This is a genomic window from Paenibacillus silvestris, assembly GCF_009882985.1.
Taxonomy (GTDB): Bacteria; Bacillota; Bacilli; order Paenibacillales; family NBRC-103111; genus Paenibacillus_E; species Paenibacillus_E silvestris.
In genome coordinates this window covers 729,475-751,484 of sequence record NZ_WTUZ01000020.1, presented here as the reverse complement: position 1 = coordinate 751,484, position 22,010 = coordinate 729,475, and the positions used below count along the sequence as shown (strand labels likewise).

21 protein-coding genes are annotated in these 22,010 nt (G+C 49.1%); 20 read left to right on the top strand and 1 reads right to left on the bottom strand.

Translation table 11 applies throughout. The features are described 5' to 3' along the window. The first annotated feature begins 17 nt into the window (after positions 1-17). The 20 genes from GQF01_RS18585 to GQF01_RS18490 all read left to right on the top strand — a co-directional run bounded on the left by GQF01_RS18585 (position 18) and on the right by GQF01_RS18490 (position 21,003). Positions 18-1,190 (top strand): MFS transporter, encoded by a 1,173-nt coding sequence (locus GQF01_RS18585; RefSeq protein ID WP_161408203.1) that lies wholly within the window; start codon positions 18-20, stop codon positions 1,188-1,190. Positions 1,191-1,288: 98 nt separating this feature from the next. Then, positions 1,289-1,816: a CBO0543 family protein gene (locus tag GQF01_RS18580; protein WP_235959922.1), complete on the top strand. Its 528-nt coding sequence runs from the start codon at positions 1,289-1,291 to the stop codon at positions 1,814-1,816. A gap of 135 nt (positions 1,817-1,951) precedes the next feature. Further along, positions 1,952-3,220, top strand: a complete 1,269-nt coding sequence (locus GQF01_RS18575) for an MFS transporter (RefSeq protein ID WP_161408202.1) — start codon at positions 1,952-1,954, stop codon at positions 3,218-3,220. 72 nt (positions 3,221-3,292) lie between these two features. After that, positions 3,293-4,396, top strand: a complete 1,104-nt coding sequence (locus tag GQF01_RS18570) for an NADH:flavin oxidoreductase (protein WP_161408201.1) — start codon at positions 3,293-3,295, stop codon at positions 4,394-4,396. Positions 4,397-4,444: 48 nt separating this feature from the next. Continuing rightward, the gene (locus tag GQF01_RS18565) at positions 4,445-5,017 is read left to right on the top strand and encodes a TetR/AcrR family transcriptional regulator (RefSeq protein ID WP_161408200.1); all 573 of its coding nucleotides are present in this window, start codon (positions 4,445-4,447) and stop codon (positions 5,015-5,017) included. A gap of 86 nt (positions 5,018-5,103) precedes the next feature. Then, positions 5,104-5,694 carry a TetR family transcriptional regulator gene (locus GQF01_RS18560; RefSeq protein ID WP_161408199.1) on the top strand — a complete coding sequence of 197 codons (591 nt, stop codon included), beginning with the start codon at positions 5,104-5,106 and terminating at the stop codon, positions 5,692-5,694. 166 nt (positions 5,695-5,860) lie between these two features. After that, positions 5,861-6,601 (top strand): SDR family oxidoreductase, encoded by a 741-nt coding sequence (locus GQF01_RS18555; protein WP_161408198.1) that lies wholly within the window; start codon positions 5,861-5,863, stop codon positions 6,599-6,601. A 110-nt stretch (positions 6,602-6,711) separates the two neighbouring features. After that, on the top strand, positions 6,712-7,230 hold the full coding sequence (locus tag GQF01_RS18550; RefSeq protein ID WP_161408197.1) for a TetR/AcrR family transcriptional regulator: 519 nt from the start codon (positions 6,712-6,714) through the stop codon (positions 7,228-7,230). Positions 7,231-7,416: 186 nt separating this feature from the next. Beyond that, positions 7,417-8,589 (top strand): mandelate racemase/muconate lactonizing enzyme family protein, encoded by a 1,173-nt coding sequence (locus GQF01_RS18545; protein WP_161408196.1) that lies wholly within the window; start codon positions 7,417-7,419, stop codon positions 8,587-8,589. Positions 8,590-8,629: 40 nt separating this feature from the next. Continuing rightward, the gene (locus GQF01_RS18540) at positions 8,630-9,673 is read left to right on the top strand and encodes a zinc-dependent alcohol dehydrogenase (RefSeq protein ID WP_161408195.1); all 1,044 of its coding nucleotides are present in this window, start codon (positions 8,630-8,632) and stop codon (positions 9,671-9,673) included. Further along, complete coding sequence (locus GQF01_RS18535) at positions 9,670-10,437, top strand: SDR family NAD(P)-dependent oxidoreductase (RefSeq protein ID WP_161408194.1); 768 nt, start codon at positions 9,670-9,672, stop codon at positions 10,435-10,437. Before GQF01_RS18540 ends, GQF01_RS18535 begins: the two co-directional genes overlap by 4 nt. Before the next feature lie 20 nt (positions 10,438-10,457). Further along, on the top strand, positions 10,458-11,447 hold the full coding sequence (locus GQF01_RS18530) for a sugar phosphate isomerase/epimerase family protein (protein ID WP_161408193.1): 990 nt from the start codon (positions 10,458-10,460) through the stop codon (positions 11,445-11,447). Between the two features lie 22 nt (positions 11,448-11,469). Continuing rightward, positions 11,470-12,279: an SDR family NAD(P)-dependent oxidoreductase gene (locus GQF01_RS18525; protein WP_161408192.1), complete on the top strand. Its 810-nt coding sequence runs from the start codon at positions 11,470-11,472 to the stop codon at positions 12,277-12,279. A gap of 19 nt (positions 12,280-12,298) precedes the next feature. Continuing rightward, a complete protein-coding gene (locus GQF01_RS18520; RefSeq protein WP_161408191.1) occupies positions 12,299-13,072 on the top strand; it encodes an SDR family NAD(P)-dependent oxidoreductase in 774 nt (257 codons plus the stop codon). 31 nt (positions 13,073-13,103) lie between these two features. Then, positions 13,104-14,426 carry an alpha-galactosidase gene (melA, locus tag GQF01_RS18515; protein WP_161408190.1) on the top strand — a complete coding sequence of 441 codons (1,323 nt, stop codon included), beginning with the start codon at positions 13,104-13,106 and terminating at the stop codon, positions 14,424-14,426. Between the two features lie 161 nt (positions 14,427-14,587). After that, positions 14,588-15,922, top strand: coding sequence for an ABC transporter substrate-binding protein (locus GQF01_RS18510; RefSeq protein WP_161408189.1), 1,335 nt, complete (start codon positions 14,588-14,590; stop codon positions 15,920-15,922). Between the two features lie 69 nt (positions 15,923-15,991). Continuing rightward, positions 15,992-16,927 carry a carbohydrate ABC transporter permease gene (locus tag GQF01_RS18505; RefSeq protein WP_161408188.1) on the top strand — a complete coding sequence of 312 codons (936 nt, stop codon included), beginning with the start codon at positions 15,992-15,994 and terminating at the stop codon, positions 16,925-16,927. After that, positions 16,924-17,742 (top strand): carbohydrate ABC transporter permease, encoded by an 819-nt coding sequence (locus GQF01_RS18500; protein ID WP_161408187.1) that lies wholly within the window; start codon positions 16,924-16,926, stop codon positions 17,740-17,742. Before GQF01_RS18505 ends, GQF01_RS18500 begins: the two co-directional genes overlap by 4 nt. A gap of 100 nt (positions 17,743-17,842) precedes the next feature. After that, positions 17,843-19,498 carry a cache domain-containing sensor histidine kinase gene (locus tag GQF01_RS18495; protein ID WP_161408186.1) on the top strand — a complete coding sequence of 552 codons (1,656 nt, stop codon included), beginning with the start codon at positions 17,843-17,845 and terminating at the stop codon, positions 19,496-19,498. Next, a complete protein-coding gene (locus tag GQF01_RS18490; RefSeq protein ID WP_161408185.1) occupies positions 19,495-21,003 on the top strand; it encodes a response regulator transcription factor in 1,509 nt (502 codons plus the stop codon). Before GQF01_RS18495 ends, GQF01_RS18490 begins: the two co-directional genes overlap by 4 nt. Here GQF01_RS18490 and GQF01_RS18485 read toward each other — a convergent pair whose 3' ends face one another. Continuing rightward, positions 21,004-21,906 (bottom strand): helix-turn-helix transcriptional regulator, encoded by a 903-nt coding sequence (locus tag GQF01_RS18485; RefSeq protein ID WP_161408184.1) that lies wholly within the window; start codon positions 21,904-21,906, stop codon positions 21,004-21,006. Positions 21,907-22,010 lie beyond the last annotated feature (104 nt).

Sequence of the window (22,010 nt, the reverse complement as noted above, 5' to 3'; positions counted from 1 at the left end):
AGAGAGAGAGGTTTTCTATGAAAAGAATGCTTTGGATTGTTCTTATCATGTCATGCGGAGCTACGTTTATATCATCCTTGTTCCCTGTATATGGGAAGCATTATCAAATGAGCAGTCTGGAAATCACGATTTTGTTCGCCGTTTATGCCGTTATTTTGCTGCCTACCTTGCTTATCGTAGGTGCCAAAGGCAATTCGTGGGGACTGAAAAGGGTTCTTCGCATAAGTATCTGGATATCGATTGTTTCGACGCTGCTCTTTCTAGTGAGCCAGAATGTCTGGATGCTCTATCTGGCCAGGATTCTGGAAGGCATTGCATATGGGGCCTTTACAGGTACGGCTACTGCTTTTCTATTAAAACAAACCTCATCCAATAAAATAAGCACGGCAATCAAGTTCTCAGGTGTAATTGTAAACCTCGGATTTGGTATGGGGCCTGCCATTTCAGGTTTAGTCGTGCAATATGTGGGAGTTCAGCCGCTGCGAATGCCATTCTGGTTTTTGCTTGTCATGCTAGCGATCTCCTTAGTATTGCTGGAACTGTTACCGAAACTAGAAGATTCACAAAAGCCGCCAAAAGCGAAGATTTCACTTGGCATTCCTGACAATATTCGTTCCCACTTCTTTTCATTTATCGGACTTCCCGCGTTCACTTTTTTCATGCTAGGTGGAATTGTATTATCCCTAATACCGTCTTTCGTCAAAAATGTTATTCACTCCTCTAACCTCTCTTTGGCGGGGCTGTTAATGCTCATGCTGCTGGGCGTGGGTGGATTAATGCAATTCTTCCCTTGGGTGCAAAACCCGGTTACGCGAATGCGTATTGGCATTATATTCCTAGCTGCTGGACCATGGATTATTGTTTTTTCCGGGCAGAAAGAAAGCATATTTCTACTTTGGGTTGGTATGCTCATTCAGGGAATTGGCGCTGGATGGTCGTTTCAAGCTGCTTTAAGATTTGCCGGTCAATTGCCGAAGCCAGAGGAACGGCCACGAGTGATCTCGGCCTTTTATCTATGTGCCTACGCAGGATTCATTATTCCACCAATAGGAGTTGGGGTGCTGACACAATTCTTTAGTTTGAACTTCTCATTGGTTGTTCTAAATTCGGTTGCCGCGCTAATCGTTATCTATGTGTTAATTTACTCGGTCAAATTTAAACGATATTATTCAACTGTTACATCACATTAAACATTAATGGTGAAAACTATTTCAAACTGAACTCATATTTGCAGGCAATTGATAGCACACTACGGTTAAGAGATTTATTCTACAAGGAGGTAATGACGTTGGAAAAACTACTATTAAGGACGCTGTTTTTGGCTTCCGCGGCAGCAATTCCCTTTGTTTTAAAACGTAATAACTTGCTTATGCTCTTAATCGTCTTCTTTGCAAAAGGTGTGCTCGCGGTTTCGTTGGATTCCTACTTTATTAAAAAGAAGAGCATTGCCTATCCGGCACGCCCGTTTCCTAAGATTTTTGAGACCAATATTCTTTACGACTTTTTATTCTATCCGCTCTTAAGCGTCATTTGGGTTAGAGCGACTTATAACAGCAAACCGCGAGAGCTGCTAACCAGAAGCCTTTTCTTTAGTGTTCCTATGACTTTGTTGCAGTGGGCTTTAGAAAAGAAAACCAAATTATTCAAGTGGAATTCTTGGACTGTCTTGCATACTTTTGCATCCCTCAATTTCACGCTATTTACCATTCGAGGATTTGTAGGTTTAATTAAAAGAATTGTTCCAAAAGAGGCACTCTTACAAGTAGAAGAAAGTAAATATGACAGCGCAGAACTAACGGCTAACGCAATAGGTTGACTAAGAAAACATCCTGATGACGAAGCAATTTCATTAGGATGTTTTTTTCATTGACAACGTAGAATCGCGTGGTGTAACATACGAGTTATATTTTGAGAATGAACATTCTCATTAATCAAAGAAAGGGTGAGAGACATGTTGAAGGAAAATAAACTCTCCAAGTTTTATTATGGTTGGGTTGTTATAGGTATTGTGTTTCTAACGTTGCTAGTCTCAGCGGGGATCAGCTCTTTTCCGAGTGTGTTAATTCAATCACTTGAAAAAGAGTTTGGCTGGACGCGAGCGTCCATATCAGGCGTCATTTCCATTCGTATTTTATTATATGGATTTATTGGTCCGTTCTCGGCTGCGATGCTGGCTAAATTCGGGGTTCGCCGGACAATGGTTTTTGCTATTTTTCTAATGCTGATCTCATTAGGGCTCACGCCGTTCATAACGGCAGTTTGGCAGTTGATGTTGTTGTGGGGAGTACTGGGTGGACTTAGTACAGGAGCTTTGGCGAATGTCTTGGGGATTACGGTTGCCAATCGCTGGTTCGTGAAGCACAAAGGTTTGGTAATCGGCATGCTTACAGCGAGTGCGGCAACGGGGCAATTGCTCTTCCTTCCTCTGCTTGCCAAGATTACGAGTGAAAATGGTTGGAGGAATGCCGTCTACGTTATCATGGCCGCACTGCTTATCATGCTGCCAATCATTGGGATATGGATGAGAAATCATCCTTATGATAAAGGCTTAGCGCCTCTGGGTACTACGGAAATTGTGAAGCCTGCGCCATTCCAAGGGAACCTACTGCTTACACCGATTCGTACGCTATTTTCGGTGACGAAGAATCTGACATTCTGGCTGCTAGCGGGCACGTTCTTCTTTTGTGGATTCTCAACAAATGGCCTCATTGGTACACATCTGATCGCAGCTTGTGGAGATAGCAACATTCCAATTGTTACAGCTGCAAGTTTGCTGGCTTTGATGGGCATATTTGATCTTGTAGGTACTACGTTCTCAGGTTGGTTGTCTGACCGCTTCGATAGCAGATGGTTGCTGTTCTGGTATTATGGATTGCGCGGTTTATCTCTGATCTTCTTACCTTATGCACTGGGAACTGGATATACGCAGCTTACGGTATTCGCCGTATTTTACGGGCTCGACTGGATCGCAACGGTTCCTCCGACAGTGAAGTTGACATCCGATGCTTTTGGCAAAGAGAAAGCAGGCATGATCTTTGGTTGGATTTTAGTTGCTCACCAAGCGGGTGCTTCTACAGCAGCTTATGGCGCAGGCTTCCTGCGTGAATTGCTTGGCAGCTATACAGTGCCGTTCGTTGCGGCTGGTTTCGTCTGTCTGCTTGCAGCCATTGTAGCGCTGAGAATTCGCAACAGAAAAGCAGCTGCCCTCGTAGCAGCTTAACAAATAATTATTCAAAACTAAGGAAAAGGTAACAGTGACGATTGTGATGAAACACGAACATGGAGGGATCTCATGCCTATTGATCAAAAGCAATCCATTCAACCGCTATTTCAACCTTTCACACTAAATAACCTTACCTTATCTAATCGTATTGTCATGGCCCCTATGACTAGAAGCTTCTCGCCAAATGGCGTACCGGGTGCTGATGTGGCTGCATATTACCGCAGACGCGCAGAGAACGGAGTCGCACTCATCGTGACGGAGGGAGCTGTCATCGACCATCCTGCCGCGACAGGCGATCCTAACATTCCGCATATGCATGGGGAAGCTGCACTGAGTGGTTGGGCTCATGTTGTAAAAGAAGTGCATGCCGCTGGCGGGAAAATTGTTTCCCAGCTGTGGCATGTAGGGATTATCAGGAGGACTCGCTCGGAGCCGAATCTGGAGGCTGCTTCCATCTCCCCTTCAGGCATTGATTTAATGGGGGAAAAAGCAGGCGAACCCATGACGGAATCGGAGATTGCGGACGTCATTAAGGCTTACGCAGATGGCGCTGCGAATGCAAAACGGCTAGGTTTTGACGGGATTGAGCTGCACGGCGGTCACGGCTACTTGATCGATCAATTTTTCTGGGAAAAAACGAATCATCGGAAGGATCGCTATGGGGGCAACTTCGTTGAGCGGACGCGTTTTGCTGTTGAGATCATCGAAGCCTGTCGTGAGGCGGTTGGACCTGACTTTCCCATCATTCTACGGTTCTCGCAGTGGAAAATAGGTTCGTACGACGCCAAACTGGCAAAATCGCCAGAGGAGCTCGCTCAGTTTCTGGCACCTCTGGTGGAAGCCGGTGTGGATGCATTCGATTGCTCTAGCCGGCATTTCTGGGAGCCCGAGTTCTTCGGCTCAGAGCTGAATCTTGCAGGCTGGACCAGGAAACTGACAGGCAAGCCGACCATCACTGTCGGTTCGGTGGGGCTTGAATCTGAGCCGTTCGATCAGAAAGAGGAGCACGAAATGATCGACAAGTTGCTGGAACGACTTGAGCGCGAGGAATTTGACCTGGCTGCAATTGGCCGTGCCCTCTTGGCAGACCCTGCATGGGCTGTGAAGATTCGCGAAGGTCGGGATCGTGAGCTCATTCCATACACCGCAGATCGTCTGAAGGACCTTATGTAGCGGGCAGCTCGAAATGCTATACTAATCTCTGTATGAAGGGGGTAGCGTATGGCTAGAAACAGAGAGTTTGAAGTTAATGCCGTACTAAGCAAAGCGATGGGCGTTTTCTGGGAAAAAGGCTATGAAAAAACATCCATGCAGGACTTGGTTACGGAAATGGGCGTCCATCGAAGAAGCATCTATGATACCTTTGGGGACAAGCATGATTTGTTTATGAAAGTTATTGACCGGTATGAAGATGTGATCGGTACTTCTATATATCATGCCAATGGGCATACATCGCCGAAGAAAGCGATTAGAGACATTTTTGAACGAGTGATACGTAAAAAAGAAGATAAACCCCGAGGCTGTTTAATGGTCAACACAGCTGTGGAGATGGCTATACATGATGAGGAAGCCGCGGCCAAGGTCAATGAGAGTTTTGCCAAGACGGAAGAACGCTTGCAAGAGCTTGTTGAACTCGGCATCCAGTCAGGAGAAATAGGGGCCAGTCATGATGCGCTGAAGCTTTCACAGTTTCTGAACAATACGCTGCTCGGACTGCGGGTTCTGGTTAAAACGACGGAAGATGCTGAGAAATTGCAGGGGATCGTAGAAACAACGTTATCTATGCTCGATTAGACAAATGACAGAATGCCATAGTTGATACTTTAAGTTTGTTGATTCCATGTGCTATGATGAGAATCATACTTAGGGAGAAGACGGATATGGCTAATGATCAACCCTTAACAAAGGAAGCAATTCTAGAAGCCGCGGAACAAGTTCTGCGACGCTATGGCCCAGAGAAGACATCTGTTGTTGATGTCGCCAAAGCCCTTCAGGTCAGCCACGGGACATTGTATCGACACTTCCCGAGCAAGGTGGCCTTGCGAGAAGCCGTAACCGAGCGCTGGCTGCTTAGGATTGCGAAACCTCTGGAGGAGCTTGCGAGTCAACCGGGTGGCAGTGCGGGTGATCGGCTGCGGACATGGCTCCAAGCGCTGATCCAAAGCAAACGTAAACATGTGATTGAGGAGCCGGAAATGTTCGGTATGTATTCAGCGGTCACCTTGGAAGCCGTGGATATGATCACGGAGCATGTGCAGCATCTCATCACTCAGATGACGGGTATTATCGAGGATGGCGTTAACTCGAAGGAGTTTCGTTCTGATGGTGAACCGGAGGCTATGGCGAGGGCTATTTTCTTCGCTACAACAAGATTCCATCATCCCGCTCATGCCTATGAGTGGTCGTCATCCACGATTGAGCAAGAGTTTGAGTTGGTATGGGAATTAATCCTCTCGGGGATTTGCAAATGACAAGGAGACCTGGCGGTGATTATCCGCTAGGTCTTTTTTTGCGTAGCGAGGCGGCCTCGGGCCCACAACTGACAAATATATAAATTTGTCAGTTGTAATTTGTTATCCCTATGCATATAATAGATTCATAAGCCAAACAATGAACATAACAAGGAGGAATTATCGTATGTCTAACTTATCCGGGAAAGTAGCCATCGTAACAGGAGCATCCAGAGGGATCGGAAGAGAAATAGCCGAGCTTCTAGCCAAACATGGCGCGAAGGTCGTTATTAATTTCGCCAGCAACCCTGCTAAAGCACAAGAGGTGGTGGCGAGCATAAAAGAAAACGGCGGAGAAGCTTTACCCATTCAGGCGGATATGAGCCAAGTGTCCGATATCGAGCTGCTTTTTCAACAAACACTAGCCGCATATGGACAAGTCGATATTCTCGTAAATAACGCTGGCATTATGATCACGAAGCCGCTAGCGGCTATGACGGAAGAAGACTTTGATATACAGTATGCCATCAATGTAAAAGGCCCTTATTTTGCGATCCAGCAGGCGCTTAAGCACATGAATAAAGGAGGCCGCATTATTAATTTCTCAACGTCCGTTATTGGAATGATGTATCCTACCTATAGTGCTTACGCAAGCACGAAGGGAGCTGTAGAACAAATTACGCGCCAGCTCACCAAAGAATTGGGACCGGCAGGCATTACGATCAACACGGTAGCGCCAGGGCCAATAAATACGGAGCTTTTCACCAAAGGTAAGTCAGAGGAACAGATTCAAGCCCCCGCGAATTCGAACGCATTTGGACGCTTGGGAGAACCGGAAGATGTCGCGGATGTGGTGCTGTTCTTGGCTAGCGAAGAATCACGTTGGATAACGGGTCAAACGATTCGGGTTAACGGCGGAATGGTGTAAAAGTAGTAAGTTAAAGTTGTGATCTACAACTATATGGGTTATACTAAAGACTAATTAGTGATTGGCCAATCACTAATTAGTCTTTTTGACATGAAAGGAGGCCGCGACAAATGGTTAAGGGGATAACGTCTTCTGATCGACGCAATGATATTATTAATTCCGCTGTCGAAGTGTTTGCCGAATTTGGTTATTATCGTGCTACAACTGCGCAAGTTGCCGAACGTGCCGCTATCTCACAGCCGTATGTGTATCGCTTCTTCACTAAGGAGTCGCTGCTGGAAGCCGCATTGGAACTTTCATGGCAACGTATCCTCCAAGCTTTTGAGCATGTGAAGGAAACGACTTCGCCAGAGTTTCTGGAGTTCGGTTTCATCCGTGCCTACGAAGAGATTACGCAATCACACAGAAATGAAATTTTGCTGCAGATGCAGGCTCAGACGATCCAGGAAGCACCGATCCGTGCTGTGATGAAGCAGGGGATGAATGATGTGAAGCAGTTCGTGATGCAAGCTTTTGAGCAGGCGGGACTGCAAGAGGCTGAAGAGCGTACGACGATCTTTTTGGCGCGAGGCATGCTGTGCAATGTTTCATTAGCCTTGGATATGCCAGATCTGATGATAAAGAAATAATTTTTTTTCAACATAAGTAATTGATTAATTCATAATTAATCCCAGAGAAGGCTAGCACACCAAGCAACCTTCTTCTTTGGCGTTTATCGGAAAAGTCCAACATGTTTTCTCCTTTAGGCAAATATCCGTGCAATTGGATTTGTTACAATGCATATGAAAGCTTGTAATGTCGGTTACTTCTCTATTATGGAAAGTGAAAGGACAGGTTGCGCAATGATCATTACCAATGTGGAGACATTCATCGTCGGGAACTCGTGGAAAAATTGGCTTTTCGTCAAACTGCATACGAAGGAAGGCCTTTATGGCATCGGTGAAGGAACCCTGAATGGGTTTGCCAAAACGGTAGAAGCGGCGATTCATGAGCTGAAGCACCTGTATATCGGGATGGACGTTCATGATGTGGAAACCATCGCATTAAAAATGACGCGTGATGTGTATTCGGATGGCGGTCAAATCCAGGGCTCAGCACTGGCTGCAATTGAAACCGCTTGCTGGGATATTATCGGCAAAGAGGCGGGACTGCCGCTGTATAAGCTATTGGGCGGCAAATGTCACGAAAAGCTGCGCTGCTACGCCAACGGGTGGTATCGAGGCCCGCGTGATCCGCAAAGCTTTCACGAGAAAGCCAAGGACGTCGTCGCTAGAGGTTATACCGCGTTAAAATTTGATCCTTTTGGCAATGCATGGCGCACTGTAGAAAGGAAGGATTTCCGGATTGGACTTGAGATTGTCGCGGCGGTTCGCGAAGCGGTAGGTCCTGACGTTGATCTCCTCATTGAAGGACATAACCGCTTTAGTGTGCATACAGCTCTTCAATTCGCAGAGGCAATGCTGCCTTATGAGCCTACCTGGTTCGAAGCGCCAGTGCCTCCGCAGCGAATCTCCTCCATGGTCGAGGTGGCCAAGCGGAGTCCCGTGCCCATTGCTTGTGGAGAGGATTACTACAACCGCGAGCAGTTCGCTGAGCTGCTGAAACATGACGCGGTGCATATCATTCAACTGGAGCCGCAATATCTCGGCATCTCCGCTTCGAAGCAAATATGCGGAATGGTACATGCGCATGGTGGTGTTACGGCGCCGCATAGCGCACAAGGTCCAATCTGCTCCGTGGTGTGCGCACATTTGAATATGGCTACGCCGAATTTCTTCATCCATGAAATTTTTGACGAGTTTAATGAGCCGTGGGAAGAGCAGCTGCTTACACCGCCACTCAAAGTTGATCGCGGCTATCTGCTTCCGCCAGAGGGTGCTGGTCTGGGCATAGATCTTAACCTTGAAGAGATTGCGAAGCATCCGTATGATCCAGGCCACTGGCTGCCTTTGTTCAAGCAAGGCTGGGAAAAGCGTGAGAAGCATTGAATGAGCGAAGCGAAGTATGTTGCCAGAAGGAGGTTAGCGCATGAAAGCTTTGGTCTATGAAGGGCCCAGCACCATGCAGATAAGGGAGGTGGCTAAGCCAATCCCTGGGCCGGATGAGGTACTGATTCGTGTGGAGCGGGTGGGCATTTGCGGCTCTGAATTAAGCGGCTACTTGGGACATAATTCGCTCCGTAAACCGCCTCTTATTATGGGGCATGAGTTCTCCGGCGTCGTGGAGGAAGTCGGGAATGGCGGGAACGGCGGGGATGGGAACGAGTCCTCAAGGACACGATTCCGCCGAGGAGATCGCGTGACGGCGAACCCGCTCGTGTCGTGCGGTCGCTGCCGCGCCTGCACGACAGGGGCAGCGCAGCTGTGCCCGGAGCGCCAATTAATTGGGGCGCACCGCCCTGGAGCATTCGCTGAATATGTAGCGATTGCGGAGAAGAACGTGTACCGGCTGGACGATCACGTTTCTTTTGATGAAGGCGCTTTCGCGGAACCATTCGCCTGTGCGGTACATATTTGCAAGCTGCTCAGACCGCTGCCGACAGATCGTCTCCTGATTATGGGAGCGGGGCCAATCGGTCTGCTGGCTCTACAGGCTGCCAAGGTGTACGGCTTGCAGCAGATCGTAGTCGTCGATATCAATGAGCAACGACTCGAGATAGCGAAGGAACTGGGAGCTATAACCGTAACTCGGGTAAGCAGCCTTGTGGATGGGCAGTCCTTCGACGCGGCTATTGATGCTGTCGGCATGGAGTTGACACGCCAAACTTGCGTGGAGTCGGTGCGGCCGGGGGGAAGGGTCATTTTCACAGGTCTGCACGAGGAAGCAAGCCGTCTCCCGATTAATACAATTATTCGCAGCGAGATTCAGATGACGGGGGCTTTCGCCTACCATTCGGATGACTTTGAGACAGCGCTTCAGTGGATTAGCGAAGGTCGCGTCAACTTGTCGCCGTGGACGAAGCTTGCTCCGCTTGAAAGCGGAAGTGCCTGCTTTGAGATGCTTATCAAGAACCCAGGGAAGATCGCGAAGATCCTATTAACGCTAGATGAGAAGGGGGAGTTTGTTCAATGAGCTTGGAGCTATTCAAATTAGATGGCCGTGTTGCTTTAATTACGGGCGGAACACGGGGGCTTGGTTATGTCATGGCTCAGGCGTTGGCAGAAGCCGGGGCTGATGTAATCGTGACGAGCCGTGAGAAGGAGAAAGCGGAAGTTGCTGCGCGCGCGATTGCCGAGTCAACCGGCAGACGGGCGCTCGGCCTAGCTGTGGATGTCACGATAGCCGAGCAGGTTGAGGCGATGGTTGCAGATTCCGTTCAAGCGTTTGGACGGATTGATATTCTGATCAACAATGCCGGTATTAATGTGCGGAAGCCGATTGAGGATTTTGATGAAGCGAGCTGGGATCTCGTTCAGAACACGAACTTAAAAGCGCCATATCTATGCGCCCGCGCCGTCGCCAAAACGATGAAAAGCCAGCGCTACGGCAGGGTCATCAACCTGTCCTCCATGCTGGGCAGCATCGCCCTGCCGGAAAGAGGCGCTTATTGCTCCAGTAAAGGCGGACTCATTCAGCTAACGAAGGTGCTCGCATTGGAATGGGCGCCTTATAACATTACAGTGAATGCCCTTTGTCCTGGGCCGATTGCGACGGAATTGAACACGGTTGTGATGAATAATCCGGAAGCTAACCGCTTTTTTATCGATAATATCGCTTTGGGACGTTGGGGCAGACCTGAGGAGATCATTGGGGCTATTATTTATATGGCATCGGAGGCATCCAGCTTCATGACAGGGGCATCGATGGTTGTTGATGGTGGTTGGACGGCGAGATAGAAGGGAAAAGGTGAGTTCGGATGAAACTTGGTCTTGCTGTATACGGCACTACGTTTATGATGGGCATCCATCCTCGTTCGACACGTCCGCGTATTACGGCGTCTCAATTGCTTGAACAGGCGACCCAGTACGGGCTTCAAGGCATTGAGCTTCCGTTGTCGCTGCTTGAGGGAGAGGATGCAGCTGCGCTAACGCGTCAAGCTAAGGCTAGAGGGCAGTATCTCGTCGTGGCCTCAGGGGGCTATGATCCGAAACCGCTCAAGGAAGCTATTGAAGCTGCTGGGAGACTAGGCGCACCAACTGTCCGTACGGTTGTGGGCGGCGCGGATTTTGGCGGCGATCGACGCAGGATGGCAGGGCGATGGTCGTCATTTTTACAGGAAGTGTTATCAGGGCTGGGAGAGGCTGCAAGAGCCGCAGAGCAGGCAGGTGTCGTGCTGGCGGTGGAGAATCATCAGGATTTGGCTTCCGAGGAGCTGCTCTGGCTCTGTAGGGAGATCGGCTCGCCACACTTCGGCATTACGCTGGATACGGGTAATCCGCTGGCGACGGCGGAGGAACCGGTTGATTTTGCAAGGAAGCTCGGACCGCACCTTAAGCATGTGCACATGAAGGATTATTGGATCTATATGAGTGATGAAGGCTATCGTCTCGTACGTTCTCCGTTAGGCCAAGGCGCCGTAGATTTCGCTGCGCTGCTTCACGTGTTTGATGAATATTGTCCGAAGGTCAATATGTCGATGGAGCTTGGAGCGCTCGAAGCGCGCCACACGAGGGTGCTTTGTGAGGATTACTGGCAGGAATACCCTCAGCGTTCAGCGGCACAGCTTGCCCATCTATTGCGGTTCGCGCAGGGGAATGCCAGACCAACGGGAGATTGGCGTACACCTTTTGAAAAAAATGCCCCGGAAGAAGACATTATCGCCTATGAGCAGCGGCAGTTCCTAACGAGCCTGTCTTATTTGCAAAATTTGCTGCAAGAACGCAACACCGCTTCGCAGACGATGTAACCGAGAAGGGGATGGACGCAGGATGCATATTGATCTATCTGGAAAAGTGGCAATTGTCACTGGTGCAGGTCGGGGGATTGGAAGAGTAATCGCCACGGCGCTTGCTAAGGAAGGCGTGACTACCGTTGTCACTGACATTAACGAGTCGTACTTGGAGGATGTTCAGAAGGAGTTTGATCGCAGCGGATGCAAAGGGAGTACGTACCAATGTGATGTGCGCAACTATGCTCAGATTCAAGAAGTCGTTCAGCATGTCGTGGATACGTATGGTCATATTGATATCTTGGTGAACAATGCGGGGGTTGCTGGAGGAGCACCTGTGGACATCCTTTCGGAAGAGGTCTGGGACCTGAACCTTGATATTAATTTGAAAGGCACTTTTCTGATGTGCAAGGCTGTGGCGCCGATCATGAAGCAGCAAAGATCGGGCCGGATCATGAACGCTGCCTCGTTCGCTGCCATCGTACCGAGCTATGGCAGCGCAGCCTACGCGTCATCCAAAGCCGGCGTGGAACAATTCACCCGAGTGCTGGCGGGAGAGTTAGGCCCGTGGAACATTACGGTGAACTGCTATGCCCCGGGAATGATTCCGACGGATATGAATCATTTCGCCGAGCTTGGGGAGCCGCAGCAGCAACGCTTGCTCGATACGCTGACGCTGCGCCGCTGGGGAGAGAAGGCAGATGTTGCTAATCTAATTTGCTTCCTCGCTTCCGACTATGCCGGCTATATCACCGGTACAATGATGGATATTAGCGGCGGGAAGCTGGCTACGCAAATTCCGCGGATAGCCTATGAGAAAGCGGCTGCCGAGGGTGCTTACGAGTTCTAGCAATTATGGAGGGGATAGGATGAAAGAGACGGCGGGCTTTCAATATGACGGTAAAACGGTGCTGGTCACGGGAGCAGCGAAAGGGATCGGCGCTGCAATTGCCGAGCAGTTCCTGCTGTCCGGGGCGAACGTTGTGATTGCTGATGTAGATGAGCAGGGGGAAGATGTTGCTGCTGCATGGCGGATGGAAGGCCATTCGGCACAATTTTTCCGGTGCGATGTGTCCAAGAGCGCCGAGGTGGAGCGGATGGTGACCTTCGCTGAGACATCGTTCGGGGGCCTAGACATCGTGGTGAACAATGCCGGCATCTTCCCCCGAGCAGACTTATTCCAGACGGATGAAGCGTTCTGGGATCTTGTGATGGGGGTTAACCTCAAGGGAGCCTACTTGACCTGCCAAGCGGCCGTGCCTGGCATGATCCGCAGAGGAGGAGGCAATATCGTCAATATTGGCTCCCTCCACGCAAGGAAGGGATCGCCGGACACGCTTGCCTATTCGATTTCCAAGGGCGGTCTCGTCACGCTGACGCTGAATTTGGCAGGCTCGTTAGCCAAGCACCGCATTCGCGTGAACTGCATACACCCAGGCTGGGTCTCCTCCGATGGGGAGCTGGCTCGTCTGGCTTCGGAGGGTGAGGACGAAAAGTCATTGGAGAAAGCATCCCAGCGGATGCCAATGGGCCGGATGCAAAATGGCAAGGATATTGCGGCTGCGGTACTTTTTATCACATCCGATCAGGCAGGACAAATTACAGGGCAGCAGCTTACGGTTGATGGAGGACTTGGTTTGTAATCCGATTCAATAGTGAGGAGTGAGCGTGAGGATGAAGAAGATTGCTTTTATCGGCGCAGGCAGCTTGGTGTTTACGAAAAATCTGGTTCGAGATTTGCTGACATTTCCCGCATTTGAGGCTTGTACCATTGCCTTGATGGATATTTCAGAGGAACGGCTGGCTTATGCCAAGACAGCGGTTGATAACATCATCGCCGCAGGAGGGTATAAGGCGAAGGTAGAGGCGACGACCGATCGGGAGCAAGCGCTAACCGGGGCGGATGGCGTAGTCTGTACCATCCTAGTCGGCGACTTGGAGGTCTGGCGCACGGATATCGAAATCCCCAAGGCCTACGGCGTCGATATCAATATTGGAGATACCCGAGGTCCGTCGGGTATTTTCCGTTTTTTGCGCACGATTCCAGTGATGCTGGAGCTCTGCAGAGATATTGAGCGTTACTGTCCTGACGCGATCTTCCTGAACTATTCGAATCCGATGGCGATGCTGATTAGAGCGATGCAAAGCGAGAGCAAAGTACAAGTCACTGGCTTGTGCCATAGCGTGCAAGGAACGGCAGCGATGCTTGCCGGTTGGATCGGGGCGCCTATGGAGGAGATTACCTACCGCTGCGCGGGCATTAATCATCAAGCTTTCTATTTGGATTACAAATGGAAAGGCAAGGACGCTTATCCACTCATTCGCGAAGCAGTCATGAAGCGGCCAGAAATCTACAATGAGGAACAGGTCCGTAATGAAATGTTTCTTCATCTGGATTACTACGTGACGGAATCAAGTGGTCATAATTCGGAATATAACGCCTGGTTCCGCAAACGCCCGGATTTGATCGAGAAATACTGCACGCATGGAACAGGCTGGAATCCTGGTCATTACGCAGAAATCATCAACTATGCGGAGAAGCTGCGCGGCGGCTGGCATAAGCAGATGGAAGAGTGGCGGGATAGTCCGATCGATCTGAAGCGCGGCGAGGAGTATGCGTCCTATATCTTCAATGCGACGATTGGTGACGGCACGCTCTTCGAATTTAACGGCAACGTACGGAATATGGGGTATATCGATAATTTGCCGCAAGGCTGCTGTGTGGAGGTCCCTGTTCTAGCCTCCAAAGGACGGTTAAGCCCGATTCACGTTGGGGCGCTTCCGGATCATTTGGCCATTCTTGTTAACACAAGCGCCCGCTGCGAGGAACTGGCGGTTCAAGGGGCTCTCACAGGAGATCCGCGGATGATTTATCATGCAATTTGCTTCGATCCCTTAACATCTGCCGTTCTCAGCCTAGCTGAAATTCAGGAAATGGTTGATCGCATGTTCGCTGCGAATCAAGGGTGGCTCCCTCAATTCAACCACCTCACCTAAGCTGTGATTATGTGCATCCCTCCCATGGAAAATAGCGCTTCCACCGTAGATTTGACACACTTGTAAGCGCAACCAAAATTGATATGATTAAGGTGTGAAACATTTCGTATTCACAGATGGCAAATCATCACTTCAATCATGCAAAGGGAGGATTCGTAAAAATGAAAAAAACATTTTTAAGCGTTGCTGCCATGATGCTCACGATTTCCGTTGTTTTTATGGGCTGTTCCAGCCGGCCAAGCTCGGGAACAACGACGACGGACAGTCCGGCAGCAACTACGAAACCGACAACGACGACGGCGGCCAGTACCCCGGATGCCAAGCCGAGTGGGGATAAGATCAAACTAACGGTGTACAGTACGATCTCCGAGCTGCCGAATCAAGAGATGATGAAGGGCATTGCGGCTGATTTTACAAAAGAAAATCCGAACGTAGCTGTTGAATTCCAATTCCCCGGCGCAGAATACGAGAACATTCTGAAGGTTAAAATGGCGGCAAACGATTTACCGGACGTCTTCGACACGCATGGTTGGGCGATTATCCGTTATGGCAAGTATCTAGCCGATCTGCGCAATGAGCCATGGGCCAAAGATATGACGGACACGATCAAGCCTGTCGTCACGGACAAGGACGGCAAGGTAGAGGCCCTCGTGATGAGCGAAGCCAAAGATGGGATCTCCTATAACGCTGAAATTCTTGAAAAATACAGCATCACACCGCCGAAAACCTTCGACGAACTGATGGCGGCAGCGGATAAAATCAAGACATCCAGTAACGGAGCGGTGACGCCGTTCTTCATGTCTGGTGTGGATAACGGGATGATCGGCGGTTTCTCCGATCTGTACGCCACATCGATGTATATCTCTCCATCGACGAACGATGCCAAGACGCTGCTCGATGGGACGTTTGATTGGAACAAATGGACACCGCTTGCGCAAAAGCTGCAGGATATGAGCAAGAAGGGGTATATCAACAAGGACGTGCTGACGGCCAAATACAGTGATATGCCGCAACTGTTTGCACAAGGCAAGGTAGCCTTCGTATTCGGCGCACCGTCCTTCGCGGACGAAGTGTACAAATACAATAAGGCGGCTAAAATCGGCATTGCTCCACTGACCTCGATGGTTGCTGGAGATAGCCAATCCTTCTCAGGCGGTGAGCGCTATACGATGGGCGCCTGGAAAGACGGCAAACACTTGGCAGAGTCCAAGAAGCTGATTGCATTCTTTGCCAAGCCAGCTAATATGTCCAAAATCGCTAATGCAACTAAGCTGCCTGCAGGCCTAAAAAACATTGAGTCCAAGCATGAATTCTCCGAGTACTACAAACAATTCGAGAATATTCGCGTGTTCCCTTATTTTGACCGTGTGTATCTGCCAAATGGTATGTGGGATGTCATGTGCAAAACTGGCGTTGCCTTGCTCGCGGGAACGGTTTCTCCTCAGCAATTCTCTGACAAAATGAAATCCGAATACTTACGTCTGCGCAATCAGTAGAAGTGAAATTGGGAGGGTGTCAACCACCCTCCTTTTTGCTCTACGATCATGAAGGAGGAAGGTGATCTTATGGCTGAATCAAGGACAGTGCTTGTACAGACCCGTTCCCGCAAAACGGAAACAACCTTTAGTCGCCTCGTGCGCAGCGGTGCTTTGCTGAATTTGCTCTATATTCCGGCGCTTCTTTTGTTTTTCATTTTTATTTTCTATCCATTTTTCAAAGGGATCAAAATTTCATTTACGAATTGGGACGGCTACAATCAAGACTACAAATGGATCGGTTTCAACAATTATACCCGGATGTTCACGGATCCAGAGATCCTCAAGGTTATTCGCAATACGGCGATCTATGGGATTGGCAGTGCTGTTTTTCAAAATGTCATCGGCTTGTTATACGCTCTATTCTTAAATCTGAATATCCGAACCCGAGGACTTGTCCGTACGGTCATTTATTTGCCGGTCATTATTTCCTCCTTGATTATGGGGTATATCTGGTACTTCTTCTTCCAGTATCAAGGCGGAGCTATCAATGACATTATTCTATTGTTTCATGATCAGCCTTCGAATTTGCTGGGGGATCCGAATCTGAATGTGTGGATTATTACGTTCGTCAACACGTATCAGTATTTGGGGATCGCGATGGTGCTCTATTTGGCCGGCTTGCAGTCGATTCCTAGGGATTACTATGAGGCAGCGACGATTGATGGAGCGGGTCCCTTACAGCGCTTTGCGCATGTGACATGGCCGCTTATTGCGCCAGCTTTCACGGTCAGCATGGTACTCAATCTGATTGGCGGTCTTAAATTGTTTGATGTCATCGTCGCATTGACCAACAGCGGTCCAGGCTATGCCTCCGCATCGTTGTCTTCGATTATGTATCTGCTCTATTTTGGACGGGAAGATGCCGGCTATGCCGCTACGATCGGTATTCTGATGTTCATCATGATCTCCATCGTGAGTATTACAGCCTTGCTGTTTCTTAGAAAGAGGGAGGTTAACGCATGAAAAACAAACGGAAAAGTCTGTTCACGCTGCTCTCCCTCGTCATCTGCTTGGCGCACATTTTGCCCTTCTATATTTTGATCACGACATCGCTCAAAGCCTTCGACGATCTAAGCTCCAAATGGATGTTTCCGGGCTATCTATACTTCGATAACTTCCGGGATGCCTGGAAGGAAGCGCATCTGGCGGATGCTTTCCGGAGCAACTTCATCGTGACGGTTATCTCGGTAGTCTTGATCGTCATGATTGGCTCTATTGCGGCTTATCCGCTGGCCCGGCGCCAAACGAGCTGGAACAAATTCATTTATGCGGTTTTCGTATCCGCTTTAATCGTTCCCCCATTGACTATTCTGGTTCCGTTGTATAAATTTATGGTAGATATTGGCGGGATGAATCAGTACTGGGGCATTATTCTATTATTCATTACCTTCAATCTGCCTATGACGATTTTCTTGTACACCGGTTTCATCTCTACGATTCCGCGGGATTTGGATGAAGCGGCGATGATTGATGGAGCGGGCCGGTTTCAGCTCTTCTTCACGGTGATCTTACCGCTGCTGAAGCCTGTGACGGCGACGGTTATTATTTTGTCTGGTGTTGCTGTGTGGAACGACTACCAATTCTCGATCTTTTTCTTGCAAAAACCAGAGATGCGGACCATCACGGTAGCGCTTTCATCGTTCTTTGGCCAGTACACGAGCAATGTAGGTTGGGTGGCTGCCGGGTCCTTCATGGGCGCGATTCCGATGACGATTGTGTATTTATTTTTGCAGCGCTACTTTGTCTCGGGACTTGCTTCCGGCGCGATCAAAGGATAATCGCTAGGAGGCTGATATCATCAGACAATCGATACGATTCCGGTTATCTCTACTCTTTTTCATTACCATTGTCATCCCGATTGTCGGTATTGTCGTTAAATTGCCCTCTTATTATCTCGATTTAATTAAAGAACAAGAGTCCTCTCTGCTGGAGGGGACTTTAACTGCGCTTACTTTCGATATTCAAACGTATTTGGACGATTTGGAACGAATGACCGTTACTCCTTATTTGAACAATGAAGTGATGCTTGCTTTGAAGTTGAAATCTACCTCTCAGTGGAAGCTTCTAACCCCCTATGAGCAATATGAGGCAGAAGAAGTACTGAATAAAACTCTCCCTAGCTACCTGAAAAATATGCGAAAGGACATACTCGGAACCATTCTTCTACCGATGGATGGTTCTGTTTATATTACGCCGCCTCTGAGTTTCTCTGATCAAGCGGTGAAAGGTTTTCCTTTTAAAGAGCAGGAATGGTATCTCAAGGCGGTGAAGGCTGACGGGAACGTAGCGTTCACTGGCGTACATAAGCAGGATTATCTGAATAACGTGGATAGTGAGGTCTTCTCAGTTACGCGCCTGATCAAGGACCCGGATTCCAGTCGGCCGCTCGGCATTATTATGGCGGATGCCGACACGGTCCTCTTGGATCAGATGATGAAAGGTATTCGGCTGAGCAAGGGGGCGAAGGTGGTCATCCTTGACGATAATCAGCAGTTAATCTATGCGAATCAGCCCATTACAGGCGATATGCAGCACCAAGTTGCCTCGGGAAGCCGAACCGTTAAGGACGTGAAAGATTCCTACTCGGTCGTTCGGGAGACGATCTCCCGCTCGAATTGGGTGATCGCGATCCTATCGCCGGAAGCTTTCATCCAAACCCATCTGAAGCGGGTCTATTGGATTGGTTCCGCTTTTGCAGCGAGTGGCTTGTTGATCGCGTTGATTCTGTATTTTACAGTCTCCCACTGGATTGTTACGCCTTTCAAGCAAATGATTCAAGTGATGAAGCGCGTTCAGCGCGGCGATATGAATACACTTTATCGGGTAAAAGGAAACGATGAAATCTCCCAGCTGGGGAGCAATTTGAATACGATGATCTATAAGCTTGGTGAGCTAATTGATCGGGAATATAAGGCCGTTCTCGGGAAGCGGAACGCGGAGTATCGGGCTTTACAGTCACAAATTCAGCCACATTTCCTCTACAACACGTTAAATGGTTTCATTGGACTCAATCGAACGGGGCAAAGCATGCAGCTGGAGCGGGCTATTCTATCGTTAAGCGGCATGCTGCGCTACACACTAGAGCATAACGATTGGGCGCAGCTGCAGGAGGAAATCGATTTTATCAACAAGTACTGCGGGCTCCAACAGGTTCGTTTCGCGGAGAAGATTCAGGTGCACATCAGCTGCGATCCGGATGCTCTATCGCTCTTAATTCCGAAGCTGCTGCTGCAGCCGATGGTTGAGAATGCCATCATTCATGGCATAGAGCCATGCGATCATTGCTGTGAGTTAAGAATGGACATCCGTATACAATTGATCCCTGGTGAGACGGAAGAAGCCGTAGTGATTCATATTAGCGATAACGGGGTGGGATTTGAGCCAAGCCAGGTACAGGAGGGCTTAGGCATTCGGAATGTCAGGGAGCGGTTGCAGCTGTCTTTCGAGGGAGCATCGATGAGTATTCATAGTGCTAAGGATGAAGGGACTAGTGTTCAAATCCTACTACCTTTAAAGGATGTGATGCGAAGATGAAATTGATCATTGCGGATGATGAGAATCTGATTCGGGCGAGCATTCGCAGCATGGTTCAGGATGTGGAATCCTCCTGGCAGATTGTTGGCGAAGGAGCGAATGGGGAGGAACTCCTGGAGCTGGTCAACGAACATAAGCCGAATGTCGCCATCATTGATATCCGAATGCCCCGGATGAATGGGCTGGAGGCGATGCGTCTGGGCAAAGCGATCTCGCCTTGCACCAAATGGATCATCTTAAGTGGGTTTTCAGATTTTGCCTATGTGCAGGAGGCTCTGCAGCTAGGCGCGTCTGATTATTTGCTGAAGCCGGTTAATCCGCTTGATTTGGAGAGAGCCCTGACGAATACCGCCAAGCACAACAAGGAATTCATCCAAATGCACAACCAACAATTCGAAAATAGTTTATTTGCCCTTTGCAACGGGCTTACGACCTTGAAGTTTGAGGAGCTGGACAGTGTTTATGTGCAAGGCTGGTTTATCGGTGCTGTTTGTATATTTGACACGACCAAAACAGGGAAGTCCTTATCGGATATGACCTGCGCCTTTTATGATGACCTGCGTGAGCGTATGAAAGGTTTGCTCGTTTATGGCATGAATTTCGCCATGGTGTCGCTGCCTGATGGTGAGTGTGCGGTTATTGGTTCTTGGGATCCGCTCAGAGGGTTTGATTGCAGGGAACAAGTGCAGCATTTTTTTGACGAGCTGGCAGGTATTGCTGAACCTTATCGGCAGGATGGTCTAGCAATAACGATTCTACAAACAGGCGAATGCCGCGGCTTCGACCAACTGAATGCCCAGCTTGTGCAGCTTGGGGAATGGAGCCATCTGCGTGTGGTTCACGGCATCGGGCAGCGCATTAGGTATATGGAGCTGGAGGCCGAGGCTCAGGTTCCTGACAGCTCCAAGATCAGCTTGCTTTTCTGCGCGATTAAGCAGCATATGCATTTCAGGGCGTATTTGAATTATCAAACAGCGGTTGGCGAGCTGGAGGGCTTGCTGCTAGCGGGCAAGCGAAGTTCGAGTGCGCAAACGCGGCAGGCCATTCACCTGTATATGGTGCAGGCACTGGGTGTTGGAGGTGCTTATGCGTATGATTCCGCGCGGCCAGAGTCTGAAGTGATCCGGGAGCTGAGGGAAATGGGGGAAAGCAAGCTGCGGGAGATCAAGCCCAGGGAGCCGGTCACAGCTGATCTGATCGAGCAGGTCGTGAAGTATCTCGAGAAGCATTACATGGACGATATCGGGATAGGTTCAATAGCCCAGCAGCTCAATGTATCCGCCAATTATTTAAGCATGCTGTTTAATAAAAAAACAGGTACGCCATTCGTTAAATATTTAACGAATATTCGCATGCTGAGGGCCAAAGAGCTGCTGCTCAATACGAATTTGCAAGTGAAGCAAATCGCAGAGAAGGTTGGCTACTACAGCACGCGGCATTTTACCAAATTATTTGTGGAGAACTGTTCCAGCTATCCGTCGGATTATCGAAAGAGTCATGTCTAGTCAAATGAATTGCGAGAACCTGCGATACTGCTGAGCGGACATCCCTTCCCACTTTTTAAAAATACGACTAAAGTAATGGAAATCATCATAGCCGACTTCCTGCGAGATTCTCTCGATTTTATTATCCGTTTCGCGTAGTAGCCGCTTAGCTTGCTGATGCCGGACGGATTGCAGGTATTTATTAGGGCTCATGCCCAGCATATCTTTAAAAAGCTTACTCATATAGTCTTCATGGACGTTGATGAAAGAGGCCATATCGCCATTGGTCCACTTTTTTCGATAACTCGTTTTGAGTTCATGAGCTAGATGCTGTAAGCTTTCTTGATATTTCGGGTGAAGGGTACGATCGGTCTCGGCTTGGTGCCGGATGAGCAGTGTGAGCATTTGGAGCATCAGCCCCTTGGAAACCATCTCGAAGCCTTGTTTCTGCTCGGTCATTTCATGGATAGTCGCCTCCATCAGCGAAACGACGGCAGGAGGAAGGGAGATGGAGTACCCGTATGGAAACAGAGGTGTCCCGTCGATAGAAGGCATCGCACAAAAACAATCCACGAGCGGATTGCTTTCATCCACAACAATATCCCCTTGCTTCACGCGCAGGTCGCTAAAGAAATCGAAATGAATCCCCAGCAGATGAACATGCGGCGCTGTCAACACTTCGATGGTGTGATACACGTTAGCTGGTATAAGCAGTAGCCTTCCTGCCGGAATCAGCAGCGATCTGCCCTGTAAAGTAGCCAGCAGTTCGCCTTGAATGACATAGAGAAACTGATAATCGTAAATGCGCCGCGCCCATTTGAATTGAGGCGTTCTTTGGTGCAGTTGAGCCCAATGTACGCTGGGTGCCAGCTCGCGATATGTGGCAGGCCGAATCGGAGATCCCTCTTTCAATGTCATCACCATCCAATGGATAGACTAGGTAGATGTTCGGTTCCATTTTATCACAAGGCTTGTTCGACTTTTGTAGAAACTTGGCAGTGTGATTTGTGGTTCTTATTGTATCTCGG